This window comes from Pseudomonas sp. UBA6562 (genome assembly GCF_002434265.1).
GTDB lineage: Bacteria > Pseudomonadota > Gammaproteobacteria > Pseudomonadales > Pseudomonadaceae > Aquipseudomonas.
The window spans coordinates 102,968-119,094 of record NZ_DJJS01000007.1 but is presented as its reverse complement, the minus strand read 5'-3'; the positions used below and the strand labels follow the sequence as shown (position 1 = coordinate 119,094).

Annotated in this window: 18 protein-coding genes and 1 tRNA gene; 6 read left to right on the top strand and 13 right to left on the bottom strand. The window is 61.5% G+C overall.

All coding sequences use genetic code 11. The annotated features are described in order from the left end of the window. Positions 1-247: 247 nt before the first annotated feature. The 6 genes from B4M43_RS12790 to B4M43_RS12765 all read right to left on the bottom strand — a co-directional run bounded on the left by B4M43_RS12790 (position 248) and on the right by B4M43_RS12765 (position 4,534). A tRNA-Gly gene (locus B4M43_RS12790) sits at positions 248-323 on the bottom strand. A 64-nt stretch (positions 324-387) separates the two neighbouring features. After that, entirely contained in the window at positions 388-948 is a 561-nt protein-coding gene (pgsA, locus tag B4M43_RS12785; RefSeq protein ID WP_296267610.1) for a CDP-diacylglycerol--glycerol-3-phosphate 3-phosphatidyltransferase, read from the bottom strand. A gap of 33 nt (positions 949-981) precedes the next feature. Next, the gene (uvrC, locus tag B4M43_RS12780) at positions 982-2,805 is read right to left on the bottom strand and encodes an excinuclease ABC subunit UvrC (protein ID WP_296267608.1); all 1,824 of its coding nucleotides are present in this window, start codon (positions 2,803-2,805) and stop codon (positions 982-984) included. A 15-nt stretch (positions 2,806-2,820) separates the two neighbouring features. Beyond that, the gene (gacA, locus tag B4M43_RS12775; RefSeq protein ID WP_296267605.1) at positions 2,821-3,459 is read right to left on the bottom strand and encodes a response regulator transcription factor GacA; all 639 of its coding nucleotides are present in this window, start codon (positions 3,457-3,459) and stop codon (positions 2,821-2,823) included. Positions 3,460-3,594: 135 nt separating this feature from the next. Then, positions 3,595-3,912, bottom strand: a complete 318-nt coding sequence (locus B4M43_RS12770; protein ID WP_296267602.1) for a helix-turn-helix domain-containing protein — start codon at positions 3,910-3,912, stop codon at positions 3,595-3,597. A 148-nt stretch (positions 3,913-4,060) separates the two neighbouring features. After that, on the bottom strand, positions 4,061-4,534 hold the full coding sequence (locus B4M43_RS12765) for a GNAT family N-acetyltransferase (RefSeq protein WP_414707840.1): 474 nt from the start codon (positions 4,532-4,534) through the stop codon (positions 4,061-4,063). 283 nt (positions 4,535-4,817) lie between these two features. Between B4M43_RS12765 and B4M43_RS12760 the strand changes: the two genes are divergently transcribed. Further along, positions 4,818-5,597, top strand: a complete 780-nt coding sequence (locus B4M43_RS12760) for a sulfite exporter TauE/SafE family protein (protein WP_296267601.1) — start codon at positions 4,818-4,820, stop codon at positions 5,595-5,597. Here the strand turns inward: B4M43_RS12760 and nudC are convergent. The 7 genes from nudC to B4M43_RS12725 all read right to left on the bottom strand — a co-directional run bounded on the left by nudC (position 5,565) and on the right by B4M43_RS12725 (position 12,853). Continuing rightward, positions 5,565-6,398 (bottom strand): NAD(+) diphosphatase, encoded by an 834-nt coding sequence (gene nudC / locus B4M43_RS12755; RefSeq protein WP_296267598.1) that lies wholly within the window; start codon positions 6,396-6,398, stop codon positions 5,565-5,567. The two genes, B4M43_RS12760 and nudC, sit on opposite strands and share 33 nt — an antisense overlap. A gap of 127 nt (positions 6,399-6,525) precedes the next feature. Next, on the bottom strand, positions 6,526-7,338 hold the full coding sequence (locus B4M43_RS12750; RefSeq protein ID WP_296267595.1) for a crotonase/enoyl-CoA hydratase family protein: 813 nt from the start codon (positions 7,336-7,338) through the stop codon (positions 6,526-6,528). A 126-nt stretch (positions 7,339-7,464) separates the two neighbouring features. Next, positions 7,465-9,027 carry an alkyl hydroperoxide reductase subunit F gene (gene ahpF, locus B4M43_RS12745; protein WP_296267593.1) on the bottom strand — a complete coding sequence of 521 codons (1,563 nt, stop codon included), beginning with the start codon at positions 9,025-9,027 and terminating at the stop codon, positions 7,465-7,467. Between the two features lie 127 nt (positions 9,028-9,154). Beyond that, positions 9,155-9,718, bottom strand: a complete 564-nt coding sequence (gene ahpC / locus B4M43_RS12740; protein ID WP_296267591.1) for an alkyl hydroperoxide reductase subunit C — start codon at positions 9,716-9,718, stop codon at positions 9,155-9,157. A 221-nt stretch (positions 9,719-9,939) separates the two neighbouring features. Beyond that, positions 9,940-11,295: a glutathione-disulfide reductase gene (gene gorA, locus B4M43_RS12735; RefSeq protein ID WP_296267589.1), complete on the bottom strand. Its 1,356-nt coding sequence runs from the start codon at positions 11,293-11,295 to the stop codon at positions 9,940-9,942. Between the two features lie 133 nt (positions 11,296-11,428). Then, positions 11,429-12,268, bottom strand: a complete 840-nt coding sequence (galU, locus tag B4M43_RS12730) for a UTP--glucose-1-phosphate uridylyltransferase GalU (RefSeq protein ID WP_296267587.1) — start codon at positions 12,266-12,268, stop codon at positions 11,429-11,431. 225 nt (positions 12,269-12,493) lie between these two features. After that, the gene (locus B4M43_RS12725) at positions 12,494-12,853 is read right to left on the bottom strand and encodes a hypothetical protein (RefSeq protein WP_296267585.1); all 360 of its coding nucleotides are present in this window, start codon (positions 12,851-12,853) and stop codon (positions 12,494-12,496) included. A 158-nt stretch (positions 12,854-13,011) separates the two neighbouring features. Between B4M43_RS12725 and B4M43_RS12720 the strand changes: the two genes are divergently transcribed. The 5 genes from B4M43_RS12720 to modB all read left to right on the top strand — a co-directional run bounded on the left by B4M43_RS12720 (position 13,012) and on the right by modB (position 16,127). Continuing rightward, positions 13,012-13,314: a DUF1883 domain-containing protein gene (locus B4M43_RS12720; protein ID WP_296267583.1), complete on the top strand. Its 303-nt coding sequence runs from the start codon at positions 13,012-13,014 to the stop codon at positions 13,312-13,314. Positions 13,315-13,320: 6 nt separating this feature from the next. Further along, positions 13,321-13,491, top strand: a complete 171-nt coding sequence (locus B4M43_RS12715) for a hypothetical protein (protein WP_296267582.1) — start codon at positions 13,321-13,323, stop codon at positions 13,489-13,491. Positions 13,492-13,526: 35 nt separating this feature from the next. Further along, the gene (locus B4M43_RS12710) at positions 13,527-14,618 is read left to right on the top strand and encodes an NAD(P)H-dependent flavin oxidoreductase (RefSeq protein WP_296267580.1); all 1,092 of its coding nucleotides are present in this window, start codon (positions 13,527-13,529) and stop codon (positions 14,616-14,618) included. 82 nt (positions 14,619-14,700) lie between these two features. After that, complete coding sequence (gene modA / locus B4M43_RS12705) at positions 14,701-15,450, top strand: molybdate ABC transporter substrate-binding protein (RefSeq protein ID WP_296267578.1); 750 nt, start codon at positions 14,701-14,703, stop codon at positions 15,448-15,450. Beyond that, entirely contained in the window at positions 15,450-16,127 is a 678-nt protein-coding gene (gene modB / locus B4M43_RS12700) for a molybdate ABC transporter permease subunit (protein WP_296267576.1), read from the top strand. The genes modA and modB overlap by 1 nt, the downstream gene beginning before the upstream one ends.

Here is a 16,127-nt window from a genome sequence, read left to right as displayed (position 1 = left end):
GCGCGAAGCGTACTGAAGTTGGATACGCCTCAGGTTTGCCCAACTGCCGACAGCGCTTGGGCCTTGCCCAAGGTCAACAGGTAAAAACAGCGAGATCCGGGAAACAGCCGTTAGCGGTACAGACGAAAGTGGTGCTTGAAACGAAGGTTTGGATCGATCCAGATTTTCACGACAAAAACGAAAAAAGACGCCTAAGCGTCTTTCTTCGATAACTGCCAACATCGATAACCTGCTGACAGTCTATATTTGGAGCGGGAAACGAGACTCGAACTCGCGACCCCGACCTTGGCAAGGTCGTGCTCTACCAACTGAGCTATTCCCGCGTCGTGATGGGTGCCATTCTAACGCATCGCCAAATGGCGTCAACCCCTTGATTCAAAAAAACTTTTAACGCTGCTCGGTGCCTTCGCGCAGGTGCGGCCAGGCCGCGATCAGGTAATGCACCATGGAAATCAACGTCAGCCCGGCCGACACCAGCAGCAACCCATAGCCCAATACTACCCAGACGCTCACCACCGGCGGATTGCCCAACAGGATCACCAACGCCAGCATTTGCGCGGCGGTCTTCCATTTGCCCCAGTTGGACACCGCCACGTGAGCCCGGGCGCCGATTTCTGCCATCCACTCGCGCAGCGCCGACACCACGATCTCGCGGCAAATGATGATCGCGGCGGGGAGCGTCAGCCAGAAGTTGGCATGCACCTGCACCAACAGCACCAGGGCGACCGCCACCATCAGCTTGTCGGCGACCGGATCGAGAAACGCACCGAATGGGGTACTTTGCTGCAGCCTGCGGGCCAGGTAGCCGTCCAGCCAGTCGGTGGCGGCGGCGATGGCGAACACCGTACTTGCTGCCATATAGCTCCAATGGAACGGCATATAGAACAGCAAGATGAAGATGGGGATCAGCAGAACCCGTAGAACGGTGAGCAAGTTTGGAATATTCATCGGTACGACTGGCTGCGAGTTGAGCCCGACATACTACTCGCTATGCAAGCTGGCATAAATCGACTCGGCGAGCTTTTTACTGATACCCGGCGCTTTGGCAATTTCATCGATGCTGGCGCGGTTGAGTTCCTGCAACCCGCCAAAGTGCTTGAGCAACTCGCGACGACGTTTCGGCCCTACGCCCGCTACGTCTTCCAGGCTGGACGTCCGCCGTGCCTTGCCGCGACGCGCACGGTGGCCGGTAATAGCGAAACGGTGCGCCTCGTCGCGGATCTGCTGAATCAGGTGCAGCGCTGGCGAGTCGCCCTTGAGCGTGAACTCATGGGCAGCGTCGTTGAGGTACAGCGTCTCGAAACCCGCTTTACGTGTGACGCCCTTGGCCACACCGAGCAAGGTCAGGTCCGTGAAGGCCAGTTCCTGCATGACCTCGCGCGCCATGTTCAGCTGGCCCTTGCCACCATCGACCAACAGCACGTCGGGCAGCTTGCCTTCGCCGTTCTTGATACGGCTGTAGCGCCGGGTCAGGGCTTGCTGCATGGCGGCATAGTCGTCACCGGCAGTGATGCCTTCGATGTTGAAACGGCGGTAGTCGGCCTTGATCGGCCCTTCCGGCCCGAACACCACGCACGAGGCCACCGTGGCTTCGCCGCTGGAGTGGCTGATGTCGTAGCACTCCAGACGCTGCGGCACTTCGTCGAGGTCGAGCACCTGGGCCAACGCCTCGAAACGCGCGGCCATGTGCTGGCGGTTGGCCAGGCGGGCGTTCAACGCCTGCTCGGCATTGGTCACCGCCATCTGCTGCCAGCGCGCACGGGTGCCGCGTACGCGATGGGTGATGTCCACCTCGCGGCCGCGTAGCGTTTGCAGGGCCTCGATAATGGTCTGGAAGTCTTCATGCACCACGTTGACGATCAACTCTCGGGGCAACTCACGTTCCGCGTTGCCGACGTAGTACTGCGAGAGGAACGCGACCAGTACCTCCGACACCTCTTCCTCGATGCCGACCTGAGGAAAGAAGTTCTTGCTGCCGAGCACCCGGCCGCCACGCACGCTGATCAGATGTACGCATGCGCCGCCCGGGTTGACGAAGGCGGCAATGACGTCGACCTCGCCCGAGCCGCCTTCGATGTGCTGCTGGTCCTGTACGCGCCTGAGCAGACCGATCTGGTCACGCAACGCGGCGGCCTTTTCGAAGTCCAGGGCCATGGCGGCCTGTTCCATTTCCGCGTTGAGCTCGTTGCCCAACTGCTGGCTGCGCCCTTCCAGAAACATCACCGAGTGGCGTACGTCCTCGGCGTATTCCTCCTTGCTGACCAGATCGGTGCACGGCCCTTTGCAGCGTTTGATCTGATACTGCAGGCACGGGCGGGTGCGGTTGGCGTAATAGCTGTCTTCGCATTGGCGAACGGCGAACGTCTTCTGCAACACGCTTAGGCTTTCACGAATCGCACCGGCACTGGGGTAAGGACCGAAGTAACGACCCTTGGCGCGCTTGGCACCGCGATGGATACCGAGCCGAGGGAAAGGACCGTCCGACAGGAACACGTAAGGATAGGATTTATCGTCACGCAGCAGAATGTTGTACGGCGGCCGCCATTCCTTGATCAGATTCTGCTCGAGCAACAAGGCCTCGGTTTCGTTACCGGTGATGGTGGTCTCGATATGCGCGATGCGCCCCACCAGTGCCATTGTCTTCGAGGCTAGGCCGGTTTTGCGGAAATAACTGGCCAAGCGCTTTTTCAGGTTCTTGGCTTTACCGACGTAGAGCAGCCGCGATTCGGCATCGAACATTCGGTACACGCCCGGGCGACCGCTACAGGTCGCCAGAAACGCGCTGGCATCAAAGGTTTGCGACATGGACCACTTCTAAGGCTAGAGACTTGCGTCGACCATTCCGTGGCGGACGGCCAGCAATGTCAATTCGACGTCGCTGGTTACGGAAAGTTTTTCGAAAATACGGTAACGGTAGGTATTCACCGTTTTGGGCGACAGGCACAGCTTGTCGGAGATGATCTGCACTTTCTGGCAGCCGACGATCATCAGGGCGATCTGGATTTCCCGTTCAGAGAGGCTGTCGAACGGCGATCCTTCGGGTTGGAACGGCTTGAGCGCCAGTTGCTGAGCGATTTGCGGACTGATGTAGCGCTGCCCCGCGAACGCCAGACGAATGGCGTGCACCATTTCATCGAGGGCCGCGCCTTTGGTCAGATAGCCAGAAGCGCCGGCCTGTAACAGGCGTGTGGGGAAAGGGTCTTCTTCGCAGGCCGTGACGGCCACGACCTTGCTGTCGGGATGGCTGCGCAGCAACTTGCGCGTGGCTTCGAGACCGCCGATGCCAGGCATCTTGACGTCCATCAGCACCACATCCGGCTTGAGCTCGCGGGCCAGCTTGAGCGCCGACTCGCCGGAGTCTGCCTCGCCCACTACATGCAGCCCCTCGATGTCGCTGAGCATACGGGTGATGCCGGTGCGTACCAGATCGTGATCGTCGACCACAAGGACCCTAATCAAGCCAGACACCTCGTCAATGGGGCGATTTGTAAGTTGCCACCTTAACAAAATTTTTCAGCCGCAACATATCGACTAAACGCTAGAGGATGCTGACACGATGAATGCTTCCATGCGGCCTCTGACCCTAGGTGGGGCTCAATCTGCCAAGCGGTGGAGGACATGCCACAGAGCGGCGCGGTCTTTGTCGGGGAGGCGGCGGAAGGCTGCCAGCAGTTGATCCTCGTCGCCGCTGAGGCTGTCGAGCGGCAGCGGCGTCGGCAGCCCGGTCAACACGTAAAGCGGGTCGACGCCTTTGGCGGCCACGGCCGCCAGGTAATCCAAGCGCGGGGTGCGGTCGCCGTTTTCATATTTGCCCTGGGCGTTGGGTTCGACGCCACCAATATCGCCGAATACCCGTTGAGTAAGGCCCAAGCGCTCTCGTTCTTCCCTGAGTCGCGCGCCGAATCCGTTCATGCCCTCTTTCCTTTTTACTTTGCGTTATCGATCTAGGAGATATCCCACATCCGTGGAGGACTATTCCTAAGCTTTCGGCACTATGCCCATTGCCAGAGGGCCAGGCAAGCCCTGACTCGCGCCTCTCCCGAGCACCTTGCGCATTGCGCTAAACCACATCAGCGTCTTTTTGCACCGCGCATTGCATGAGCACGAAGCAACCGTCCTGACCGACTTCGTCGAAACCGACTCGCCGATACAAGCGTCGTGCCGGGTTGCTGCTGAAGGCCATGAGACGTAGCAACGGCAAACGCCGTTGCTGTGCCCAACGCTTCAGCTCTTCGAGCACCCAGCTCCCTGCCCCCTGTTGACGATGCTCGGGCAGCAAGTGTAGCTCACGAACGAACAACGCTTGGCGGTCCTGGCTCAGGCTGCAAAAACCCAGGGTCCGCTCACCGGCCTGGATCAGCCATTGCTCGCGCCAGCTCCAGGATTCTTCGAACGCCGCGTCCATCCACAGCAGTGCGAACTGGTGGAAATACGGCAGCATCGTGCGGCGGGTGAGGTCACGCGCGAACGGCAGATCGAGGTCGCTGGCAGGCGAAAGGTGAAGCCCGGGGATCGTTTGGACTTCATCACTCACGACGCATCCACCCATCTCACGAAGCGGCGCACGTAATAGCAATCCAGGGGCAATAGTCGATAGCGCATGAACGGCCTTGCGAGGATAAGGAGAAACCATCAGCCTAGGCGCTGCCCAGTGAATCATTGAACGATCATTGGGGGGGTGGGAAAACTGTCGATAGGTAACGGCCACAGGGCACACTCTCGCCCATCGCACTGGAAGCCCTGCCCCACAGGCTTTACCATGCCTCCTTCTCCGAGCGCGACCTTTTGTCGCGCCTGTGCCAGACAAGACCGAGCCGATGCCCTTCGAACTCTCCGTAGAACCTCTCACACTGCTGATCCTGACGCTGGTCGCTTTCGTCGCAGGCTTCATCGACGCCATCGCCGGCGGCGGCGGCCTGCTGACCACGCCCGCACTGCTGACGGCCGGTATGCCCCCGCACCTGGTGCTGGGCACCAACAAGCTCAGCTCCACCTTCGGCTCGGCCACCGCCAGCTTTACCTACTACCGGCGCAAGCTGTTCCATCCCGCGCAGTGGCGCCCTGCCTTGGTCGGCACGCTGGCCGGGGCTTTGCTGGGGGCGGTGGTGGCCCATTACCTGCCCGCCGAATGGCTGAACAAGATGCTCCCGGTGGTGGTATTCGCCTGTGGCTTGTACCTGTTGTTCGGCGGCACGCCCAAGGCGCCGCTGGATGCCGACGCGCCAATCAAGAAGACCTGGCAGGCGCCGCAGGGCTTCACCCTGGGGTTCTACGACGGCGTGGCCGGCCCAGGCACCGGGGCATTCTGGACGGTCAGTACCCTGCTGATCTACCCCATCGACCTGGTGCGCGCCAGCGGCGTGGCCCGCAGCATGAACTTCGTCAGCAACGTGGCGGCGCTGACGGTATTCATGGTGTCGGGACAGGTCGACTACCTGGTAGGCCTGGCCATGGGCTTGTCGGTCATGGTCGGTGCCTACTTCGGCGCACGCACCGCCATCAAGGGCGGCAACAAATTCATCCGCCCGGTGTTCATCAGTGTGGTGCTGGCGTTGACCGTGCGCCTAGCGTGGCAGCACTGGTTCGGGCAGGCTTAAGCGCCGGGCCACGTACAAGTCGATGAGATAGCGCGCGATCGACCGCCCGGCTGGCAAGGGCGGTAGCTCGCGGATGTCGAACCAGCGCGCGTCCTCGATCTCATCGGGCTGCATGACGATTTCACCGCCTGCATATTCGGCGTGAAAGCCGAGCATCATCGAATGCGGAAACGGCCAGCATTGGCTGCCTACGTACTGGATGTTGCGCACTTGCAACGCCACCTCCTCGAACACCTCGCGTTCCAGACAGTCTTCGGCCGATTCACCCGGCTCAGCGAACCCCGCCAACGTGCTGTACACACCCGCGACAAAGCGTGGCGAGCGCGCCAGCAAAATTTCGTCGCCACGGGTGATCAGCACAATCATGCTCGGCGAAATACGTGGATAATGGCGCAGGCCGCAGGCCTCGCAATGCATGGCGCGCTCCCCCTTCACCTGCGTGGTCGGTTGGCCACAGCTGCCGCAGAAACGGTGCTCGCGTGCCCAGGTGCCGATCTGTGCGGCGTAGCCGAGCACCTTGTACAGCAGAAAATCGCCTTCGAGCATGAATTGGCGCAGGCCCTGCCAGCGACAGCCCGGCACTGCGGCCGCTTCACGCACCTCGAGGAGAAAGACCGGCTCGCCGTCCAGGTAGCCAATGCCATGCTCGCTCGCTATGTTCAGGCCTCGATCGGTCAGCCATTGGCGGGGAAACAGCGCCTGTTCGTCCTTGAGCAGAAAGCCCTCGGGGCTGCGCGCCACGGCCAGCCCTCCGGTGGTGGTGCGGGGGTCGAGTACTGCAGTGGTCCAACGTGCTGACATGAAGGTCTTCCTGGGCGAGCGCCCGACAGGATGGGTTGCGGTCGCTGATAAGATGGATCTGGCGAGGTGGCCTCAAGTCGCGCTGGCTACCTGGCCCTCGCGACATCTACAGGGCTTGAGACCGGCACTAGTCGCGGAAGGTCGGCGGCTGCTTGGACAAATGCGCAGCCATGGCGATGCGCAAGTCTTCGGACTGCAACATGGCGGCATTCCAGGTGGCGATGTAGTCCAGCCCATCGTCGATGCGGTGGTCGCGCATGTAGCCGAGCATGGCCTTGGTGCCGGCCACTGCGAGCGGCGACTTTGCCGCGATCTGCCGAGCGATGTCCAGCACCTCGGCCAGCAAGGCTTGGGGATCGGAATACACACGGTTGACCAGGCCGATGCGCAGCGCTTCGTCGGCCTGCACGCGGCGACCGGTGTACGCCAACTCACGCAGAACGCCATCGCCGACGATACGCGGCAAGCGCTGCAAGGTACCGACATCGGCGGCCATGCCCATGTCGATTTCCTTTATGGAGAATTGCGCGTCGCTGCTGCAATAACGCATGTCGCAGGCAGCGATCAGGTCGATGGCACCGCCGATGCACTGCCCATGGATGGCGGCCAGCACCGGTTTGCGGCATTGGTCCACGGCATTGAACGAGGCCTGCATGCGCAGGATGGTACGGCGCAGTTGCCGGGCGTTACGCCCCACGTCCTGGCCCAACCGGCTGGCGACCGAGGCCAGCAGGGCCAGGTCGATACCGGCGGAGAAATGCTTGCCCGCGCCACTGATGACCACAGCGCGTATCGCATCGGTGTCGTCGATCCACTGGAAGATGTCGACGATCTCGGACCAGAACGCCGCGTCCATGGCATTGGCTTTCTCTGGGCGGTCGATCTGGACGTGGACGACGTGTTCGGTCAGTTCGACGTTGAAAGCGCTGTATTCGGTCACCGGCGATGCTCCATCAGACAGGACAAAGGCCGAATATAGCGCAGCGCCGCTGCCGCGTATCGGGCAAACCCCGGACAGCAGCGCGCCGCCCCGGCAAGGGGGCGGCGCGTGGCAGACACGACCTGATCAGGCCGGCGCGGTGGTACGGATCAGGTGGTCGAACGCAGCCAGCGAAGCCTTGGCGCCCTCACCCACAGCAATGACGATCTGCTTGTACGGCACGGTGGTCACATCCCCGGCAGCGAACACGCCCGGGATGTTGGTCTGGCCCTTGGCATCGACGATGATCTCGCCGCGCGGCGACAGCTCGACGGTGCCTTTGAGCCAATCGGTATTGGGCAGCAGGCCGATCTGCACGAAGATGCCTTCGAGTTCCAACGCATGCTCGGCATCGCTGGTGCGATCCTGGTAGCGCAGACCGGTGACCTTGTGGCCGTCGCCCAGCACTTCGCGGGTCAGCGCGCTGGTGATCACCTTGACGTTGGGCAGGCTGTGCAACTTGCGTTGCAAGACGGCATCGGCACGCAACTGGCTGTCGAACTCGATCAGCGTGACGTGGGCCACGATGCCGGCCAGGTCGATGGCCGCTTCCACGCCGGAGTTGCCACCGCCGATCACCGCGACGCGCTTGCCTTTGAACAGCGGGCCGTCGCAATGCGGGCAATAAGCCACACCGCGGTTACGGTACTGCTGCTCACCCGGCACGTTCATTTCGCGCCAGCGCGCACCGGTCGCCAGCACCACGGTCTTGGCACGCAAAGTGGCGCCACTGGCCAGGCGCACGTGGTGCAGACCGCCATCGGTGGCCGGCAGCAAGGCTTCGCCGCGTTGCAGGTTCATGATGTCGACGTCGTATTGCTTGACGTGTTCTTCCAGCGCCGCGGCCAGTTTCGGGCCTTCGGTTTCCTGGACGGAGATGAAGTTCTCGATGGCCATGGTGTCGAGCACCTGCCCGCCGAAACGCTCGGCGGCGACACCGGTGCGGATGCCTTTACGGGCTGCATAGATGGCCGCCGTGGCGCCCGCAGGGCCGCCGCCGACCACCAGCATGTCGAAGGCCTGCTTGGCGTCGAGCTGCTTGGCCTGACGGCTGCCGGCGTTGCTGTCGAGCTTGTTGACGATTTCCTCGAGGCCCATGCGGCCCTGGCCGAAGGGTTCGCCGTTCAGGTACAAGCTAGGCACGGCCATGATCTGCCGCGACTCGACCTCGGCCTGGAACAGCGCGCCGTCGATGGCGACATGGCGCACTTTGGGGTTGAGCACGGCCATCAGGTTCAGCGCCTGGACCACGTCCGGGCAGTTCTGGCATGACAGCGAGAAGTAGGTTTCGAAGTGGAATTCACCGTCCAGCCCTTGGATCTGCTCGATCAGCTCGGCACTGGCCTTGGAGGGATGGCCGCCGACTTGCAACAGGGCCAGCACCAGGGAGGTGAACTCGTGACCCATGGGGATGCCGGCGAAGCGCAGGCTGATCTGGCCATTGGGTCGGTTGAGCGAGAACGACGGACGACGTGCGTCGTCTCCGTCCACGCGCAAGGTAATGAGGTTCGACAGGCCGGCGATCTCCACCAGCAGGTCGTGCATTTCGCGGGACTTCGCGCCGTCGTCGAGGGAGGCAACGATCTCGATCGGCTGGGTGACCCGCTCCAGGTAGGTTTTCAGTTGCGATTTAAGCGTGGCGTCCAACATACGGGCGATTTCCTTCTTACAAAACTCGGATACAAAAACGCCCAGGCGATGTCGCCCGGGCGTTTTTACGGGGCGGTAGACGGTTCAGCTGTGGCGGCTAGCTACCGCCCGCGGGGTGCGCATCGGCTCAGATCTTGCCGACCAGGTCCAGCGACGGGGCCAGGGTGGCTTCGCCTTCTTTCCACTTGGCCGGGCAGACTTCGCCTGGGTGGGCGGCGATATACTGGGCAGCCTTGACCTTGCGCAGCAGTTCGCTGGCATCGCGGCCTACGCCACCGTCGTTGATTTCGACGATCTTGATCTGGCCTTCGGGGTTGATCACGAAAGTACCGCGGTCGGCCAGGCCGGCTTCTTCGATCAGCACGTCGAAGTTGCGCGAGATCACCTGGGTCGGGTCACCGATCAGCGGGTATTTGATCTTGCCGATGGTGTCCGACGTGTCATGCCAAGCTTTGTGGGTGAAGTGGGTGTCGGTCGACACGCCGTAGATCTCCACGCCCATTTTCTGGAATTCGGCGTAGTTGTCAGCAAGGTCACCCAGTTCGGTCGGGCAGACGAAGGTGAAGTCGGCCGGGTAGAAGAATACGACGGACCACTTGCCTTTCAGGTCGGCTTCGCTCACGGGAACGAACTCGCCGTTGTGGTAAGCGGTTGCGTTGAACGGTTTGACTTGGCTGTTGATGATAGGCATCAGACGTTTCCTCGGAGGGGTTGAAATCAGTTGACGGAGGAAATCCTAACCAACGAGCGCGATAAAGGCTCATTGGCAAACCTGATGCTGGTGATTGGTTTTGGCTATAAGGGCAGGATATTAATAGAAGGGAGCGTGCATCAGCACTAGAGGCAATGCTCATGCACGGGCCTGTCAAAGCGCAAGGTGGCGACTTGAAACAGACCCGTGTGGTCAAGCGATCAACGTGTGACGGTGCGCATCGTGACGAACTCTTCCGCCGAGGTCGGGTGCACGCCGATGGTTTCGTCGAACTGTTGCTTGGTCGCGCCGGCCTTGAGCGCGATGCCCAGACCCTGAACGATTTCCCCGGCATCCGGCCCGACCATGTGGCAACCCAGTACGCGATCGGTATCGGCATCCACCACCAGCTTCATCAGGGTTTTCTCCTGACTGTGGGTGAGGGTCAGCTTCATCGGCTTGAATCGGCTTTCGAAGATGTGCACCTTGTGCCCGGCTTCCAGGGCCTGTTCTTCGGTCAGGCCGACCGTGCCAATGGGCGGCTGGCTAAAGACAGCGGTGGGAATGTTCTGGTAGTCGACCAGGCAGAACTGCTCGGGCTTGAACAGCCGACGGGCGACGGCCATGCCTTCGGCGAGGGCCACAGGCGTCAGTTGCACACGGCCGATGACGTCGCCGATCGCCAAAATCGACGGTTCGGTGGTCTGGTAGTGTTCGTCGACGCGCACGTAACCGCGTTCGTCCAATTCAACACCCGTGTTTTCCAGCCCCAGGCCATCGAGCATGGGCCGGCGGCCGGTGGCATAGAACACGCAATCGGCGATCAACTCGCGCCCATCTTTCAAGGTCGCTTTCAGGCTGCCGTCGTCGAGCTTGTCGATGCGCTTGATGTCGCTGTTGAATTGCAGGTCGAGGCCGCGCTTTTCCAGTTCTTCCTTAAGGTGGTTGCGCACCGAACCGTCGAAGCCGCGCAGGAACAGGTCACCGCGGTAGAGCAAGGTGGTGGCGCTGCCCAGGCCCTGGAAGATGCCAGCGAATTCGACGGCGATGTAACCGCCGCCTACCACGAGCATGCGTTTGGGCAATTGTTCCAGGTAGAACGCCTCGTTCGAAGTGATGGCCAGTTCCTTGCCGGGAATGTCCGGCACCTGTGGCCAACCGCCCACGGCGATCAGGATGCGCTCGGCGCTGTAGCGCTGACCGTCGACTTCCACGTCGTGGGCGCCGGTCAGGCGCGCATGGCCTTGCAGCAGGGTCACGCCGCTGTCGACCAGCAGCTTGTGGTAGATGCCGTTGAGCCGCTCGATTTCGCGGTTCTTGTTGCTGATCAGGGTGCCCCAATCGAAGTGCCCTTCTTCCAGGCTCCAACCGTAGCCTGCAGCCTGCTCCAGCTCATCGGCGACGTGCGCGCCGTACACCAGCAGTTTCTTCGGCACGCAACCGACGTTGACGCAGGTGCCGCCCAGGTAGCGGCTTTCCGCAACCGCCACCTTGGCGCCGAAGCCCGCAGCGAAGCGCGCGGCGCGCACGCCACCGGAACCTGCGCCAATCACGAACAGGTCGAAATCGTAGGCCATTATTCAAACTCCAAAAAAAAACCACCCCAAGGTGGTTGTTGCCGATCGAATCGGCCGGGTACGTGCAGTCTGGCGGGTAAAACCGGCGACTGCCAGCAGCACGCGGCATGGGCCACGTGCTGCTGCAGGTCGATCAGTAGGCTTTGCCGGACTTGTAGTAGTTCTCGAAGCAGAAGTTGGTGGCGTCGATGTAGCCCTCGGCGCCGCCGCAGTCGAAACGCTGGCCCTTGAACTTGTAGGCGAGCACGCAGCCGTCTTTGGCCTGCTGCATCAGTGCGTCGGTGATCTGTACTTCACCGCCTTTGCCTGGTTCGGTGTTCTTGATGATGTCGAAGATATCGGGCGTCAGGATGTAACGACCGATGATGGCCAAGTTCGACGGCGCATCTTCGGGCTTGGGCTTCTCGACCATGTTGGTGACGCGATAGATATCGTCACGGATCATGTCGCCGGCGATCACACCGTACTTGTTGGTTTCCTGCGGATCGACTTCCTGGATGGCCACGATCGAGCAGCGGAACTGGTTGTACAGTTTGACCATCTGGGTCAGTACGCCGTCGCCATCGGGGTTGACGCACAGGTCGTCAGCCAGCACCACGGCGAAGGGTTCATCACCGATCAGCGGTTGGCCGGTGAGAATGGCATGGCCCAAGCCTTTCATTTCGGTCTGACGGGTGTAGGAGAACGAACACTCGTCAAGCAGGCGGCGGATGCCGACCAAATACTTTTCCTTGTCGGTGCCCTTGATCTGGTTTTCCAGCTCGTAGCTGATGTCGAAATGGTCTTCCAGCGCGCGTTTACCACGGCCGGTAACGATGGAGATCTGGCTCAGACCCGCATCCAATGCTTCCTCGACGCCGTACTGGATCAACGGCTTGTTGACCACCGGCAGCATTTCCTTGGGCATGGCTTTGGTAGCAGGCAGGAAGCGGGTGCCGTAACCGGCTGCCGGGAACAAGCATTTCTTGATCATAAACGTCCTTAAGGGGGGGTATGGCCATGTGGCTCTGGCGCAGTCTAATCAGGCGGCACGTACCTTACAATGCCCGCCCAGGCGGGGCTTCATGCCACGACTCAAAGGGGTTCGGCCGATATTCACGTGGATAGTTCCCGCCCGACTGCGAAGGTTCCAAAAGATGCAAACCAAAAACGCTTTCGTGTAACGGTCAATCATGACAGAACGGCGTCGCGGCCAAACTCACGAACCTGAAATGCACGCTGTCGTTGCGTCGCGCACATCGCCGGGACGCAGCGGAAAGTTACTCAAGCGTTCACGCAGTTTGATCGCACTGCCATTGCTGCGCTTCTGAATCTCGACCAGCGCTGCGGGGCCGGCACCGGTGCCGAGCTTTTGCGGCACGATCAAGCGCAGCCCTTCGCCCTGCACTTCTTCGGTCAAGGGATCGCGGCTACTGGCCAAGGTTTGTTTGATGCAGTCGGCATATTCACGTGGCGACTTGCCCGATATCACGTCCATGGTCTCGTGCGATTGCTCGAGGTCGGAAACGCTGGCACAACCAGTGAGCGCCAGGGAAAGCGCAGCCAAAACCCATTTCATTCGCATGTTTCCTGCAATTCCAAACCCTTGTTGACCACCGCCAGCGCATTTAGCTCCGATGAATGATGTCGTCGCTCGCTCAGCGCCACTGCGCGGCGGAAATCCCCCCGCATCGTGATAAAGTTGGCACTTTTCAGACCGTACGTGCGGAGCAACACATGAAATTCATCCACCAACGCGAACACTTGAATGAAGACGACATCGTCGTCGTCGAGTCTTCCCAGCCCTGCAACATCCGTCTGATGAACGACGCCAATTTCCGCAGTTTCAAGAACGGCGGTCGCCATACCTACCACGGCGGTGCCTTCGACAAGTTCCCCGCCAAGATCACCGTACCCAGCTCCGGGTATTGGAACATCACCCTCGACACCGTCACCACCCGGGCGATTTCGGTCACGCGCAAGCCGACCTTCACCCACAAGATCAAGATCATTCGACGCTCCACGTCCCAGCTGAGATAAACCGCCATGACCCAGAACCTCAAGTACGTCATCAAATACAAACTCGACGGCCAACGTCGCTGGGACTTCGCGGTGTTGAGCGACGCTTCGCACGAACAGGCGCTGGATGCCTTGCGCAAAATCCATGGCGACGATGTCAGCAAGATCAGTGAGATTCAGGTCAGCAAGGCGCTATAGCCTGCCCTACATAACGCAAAGTCTGGAGGTGGTACATGCACGCTTGGCCCGATCGGCGAATCCTTGACCTGCTCGGTATCGAACTGCCCATTCTGCAAGCCCCGATGGCGGGCGCCGGCGGCTCTTCCCTGGCGATTGCCGTGGGCGGTGCCGGCGGGCTGGGCGCGCTGCCTTGCGCCATGCTCGATGCCGCCCAGGTGCAGGCCGAAGTGACAGCGTTCCGCCAAGCCTGCGATGGGCCGCTGAACCTGAATTTCTTCTGCCATCGGCCACCCTCTCCCGATCCTGAACGCGCCGCGCGTTGGAAAGAAGCGCTGGCGGGTTATTACGCCGAACTGGGCGCGGACGTGCAGGCACCGACACCGGTGTCGAACCGCCAGCCTTTCGACGAACAGAGCTGCCAGTGGGTGGAAACCTTGCGGCCCGAGGTCGTCAGCTTCCATTTCGGCCTGCCGCCAGAATCTTTGCTGCAACGGGTCAAAGCCACCGGCGCCAAGGTACTCGGTAGCGCGACCACAGTCGCCGAGGCCGTGTGGCTCGAGGAACATGGCTGCGACGCGGTCATCGCCATGGGTTATGAGGCCGGAGGCCATCGTGGCATGTTCCTGAGCGAAGACATCACCACGCAGATCGGCACCCTGGCCCTGGTACCGCAGGTCGCTGACGCCGTCGGCCTGCCGGTGATCGCTGCAGGTGGCATCGGCGACCACCGCGGACTCGTTGCCGCGCTTGCGTTGGGCGCCAGTGCCGTGCAAATGGGCACTGCCTACCTGTTCTGCCCCGAGGCGAAGGTTTCCGCAGCCCATCGGCACGCTTTGCTTACTGCACCCGCAGCCGACACGGCGCTGACCAACCTGTTCACCGGACGCCCGGCGCGTGGCATCAATAACCGGTTGATGCGCGAGCTGGGCCCGATGAGCGAGCTGACACCCGTATTTCCACTAGCCGGCGGCGCCCTGATGCCCTTGCGCGTAATTAGCGAAGCCCAGGGTAGCGGCGATTTCAGCAACCAGTGGGCTGGCCAGGGGCTGCGCCTTGGGCGTTCCGTCCCGGCCGAGACCTTGACCCGCGACATCGCCCGGGCTGCGTTGGACCAACTGCGACGCTGGGCACGGCAGACGCCTTAACCCGACTCGCCACTTCCCGCGGGCGGGCCGGCCGCTATATAGTCGGCACCATAACGCCAACCTGCCCGCTGGAGCCTGCTCGATGCGCTTGCACCCCACCCTCGTTGCCCTCACTGCCTTGTTCACGCTCAACAGCGCCTGGGCCGATCAAGTCCAAGTGGCGGTCGCCGCCAACTTCACCGCGCCCATTCAGGCACTGGCCAAGAATTTCGAAAAAGACACCGGCCATACCCTAGTCGCTTCCTATGGCTCGACCGGCCAGTTCTACGCCCAGATCAACAACGGCGCGCCGTTCGATGTCTTCCTGGCGGCCGACGACAGCACACCGGCAAAACTGGAGCAGGAAAAGGCCATCGTGCCCGGGTCGCGCTTCACCTACGCCATCGGCACCTTGGCGCTGTGGTCGCCCAAACCCGGTTACGTCGACGGCAAAGGCGAGGTGCTGCGCAAGAACGATTTCAAGCACTTGTCCATCGCCAACCCCAAAGCCGCGCCCTACGGGCTTGCGGCCACGCAAGTGCTGGAGCAGCTCAAACTCACCGATGCCACGCGCGCCAAGCTGGTCGAAGGGCAGAACATCACCCAGGCTTACCAGTTCGTTTCCACCGGCAACGCCGAATTAGGCTTCGTGGCGCTGTCGCAGATCTACAAGGACGGCAAGGTCAGCGAAGGCTCGGTCTGGATCGTCCCGGCCAACCTGCACGAACCGATTCGCCAGGATGCGGTGATCCTCAGCAAAGGCCAGGACAACCCGGCGGCCAAGGCCTTGGTCGATTACCTCAAGACCCCCAAAGCCGCGGCGTTGATCAAGTCCTATGGCTATGAAATCTGATGCTCGATGCCAGTGACCTGGGCGCGATCTGGCTGACCTTGAAGCTTGCCAGCCTCACGACTCTGATCCTGCTGGTGCTGGGTACGCCGCTGGCCTGGTGGCTGACGCGCACCCGCTCGTGGCTGCGTGGCCCGGTCGGCGCACTGGTAGCCTTACCGCTGGTGCTGCCGCCCACGGTCATCGGCTTCTATCTGCTGCTGGCGCTCGGCCCGTATGGTTGGATCGGCCAAGCCACGGCCGCCTTGGGCCTGGGCACTGTGGTATTCAGCTTCACGGGGCTGGTAATCGGCTCGGTGGTGTATTCGCTGCCGTTCGTGGTGCAGCCGCTGCAAAACGCCTTCACCGCGATTGGCCACAGGCCGTTGGAAGTTGCAGCGACCTTGCGCGCCAGCCCGTGGGACACGTTCGTGCATGTGGTGCTACCGCTCGCCAAGCCGGGCTTCATTACGGCCAGCATTCTGGGTTTTGCCCACACCGTCGGCGAATTCGGCGTGGTGCTGATGATCGGCGGCAACATTCCGGACAAGACGCGCGTGGTGTCGGTGCAGATCTTCGATCACGTCGAGGCCATGGAATACGCCCAAGCCCACTGGCTGGCCGGCGCCATGCTGGTGTTCTCTTTTCTGGTGCTGCTGATGCTCTACGGTCCGCGCCGCGACAAAGCGGAATGGGGTTGA

Coding starts and splice junctions, on each gene's coding strand:
- pgsA (WP_296267610.1), bottom strand. CDS start 948: ATGAATATTCCAAACTTGCTCACCGTTCTACGGGTTCTGCTGATCCCC.
- uvrC (WP_296267608.1), bottom strand. CDS start 2,805: ATGTCGCAAACCTTTGATGCCAGCGCGTTTCTGGCGACCTGTAGCGGT.
- B4M43_RS12770 (WP_296267602.1), bottom strand. CDS start 3,912: ATGAACGGATTCGGCGCGCGACTCAGGGAAGAACGAGAGCGCTTGGGC.
- B4M43_RS12760 (WP_296267601.1), top strand. CDS start 4,818: ATGCCCTTCGAACTCTCCGTAGAACCTCTCACACTGCTGATCCTGACG.
- nudC (WP_296267598.1), bottom strand. CDS start 6,398: ATGTCAGCACGTTGGACCACTGCAGTACTCGACCCCCGCACCACCACC.
- ahpF (WP_296267593.1), bottom strand. CDS start 9,027: ATGTTGGACGCCACGCTTAAATCGCAACTGAAAACCTACCTGGAGCGG.
- ahpC (WP_296267591.1), bottom strand. CDS start 9,718: ATGCCTATCATCAACAGCCAAGTCAAACCGTTCAACGCAACCGCTTAC.
- gorA (WP_296267589.1), bottom strand. CDS start 11,295: ATGGCCTACGATTTCGACCTGTTCGTGATTGGCGCAGGTTCCGGTGGC.
- galU (WP_296267587.1), bottom strand. CDS start 12,268: ATGATCAAGAAATGCTTGTTCCCGGCAGCCGGTTACGGCACCCGCTTC.
- B4M43_RS12725 (WP_296267585.1), bottom strand. CDS start 12,853: ATGAAATGGGTTTTGGCTGCGCTTTCCCTGGCGCTCACTGGTTGTGCC.
- B4M43_RS12720 (WP_296267583.1), top strand. CDS start 13,012: ATGAAATTCATCCACCAACGCGAACACTTGAATGAAGACGACATCGTC.
- B4M43_RS12715 (WP_296267582.1), top strand. CDS start 13,321: ATGACCCAGAACCTCAAGTACGTCATCAAATACAAACTCGACGGCCAA.
- B4M43_RS12710 (WP_296267580.1), top strand. CDS start 13,527: ATGCACGCTTGGCCCGATCGGCGAATCCTTGACCTGCTCGGTATCGAA.
- modA (WP_296267578.1), top strand. CDS start 14,701: ATGCGCTTGCACCCCACCCTCGTTGCCCTCACTGCCTTGTTCACGCTC.
- modB (WP_296267576.1), top strand. CDS start 15,450: ATGCTCGATGCCAGTGACCTGGGCGCGATCTGGCTGACCTTGAAGCTT.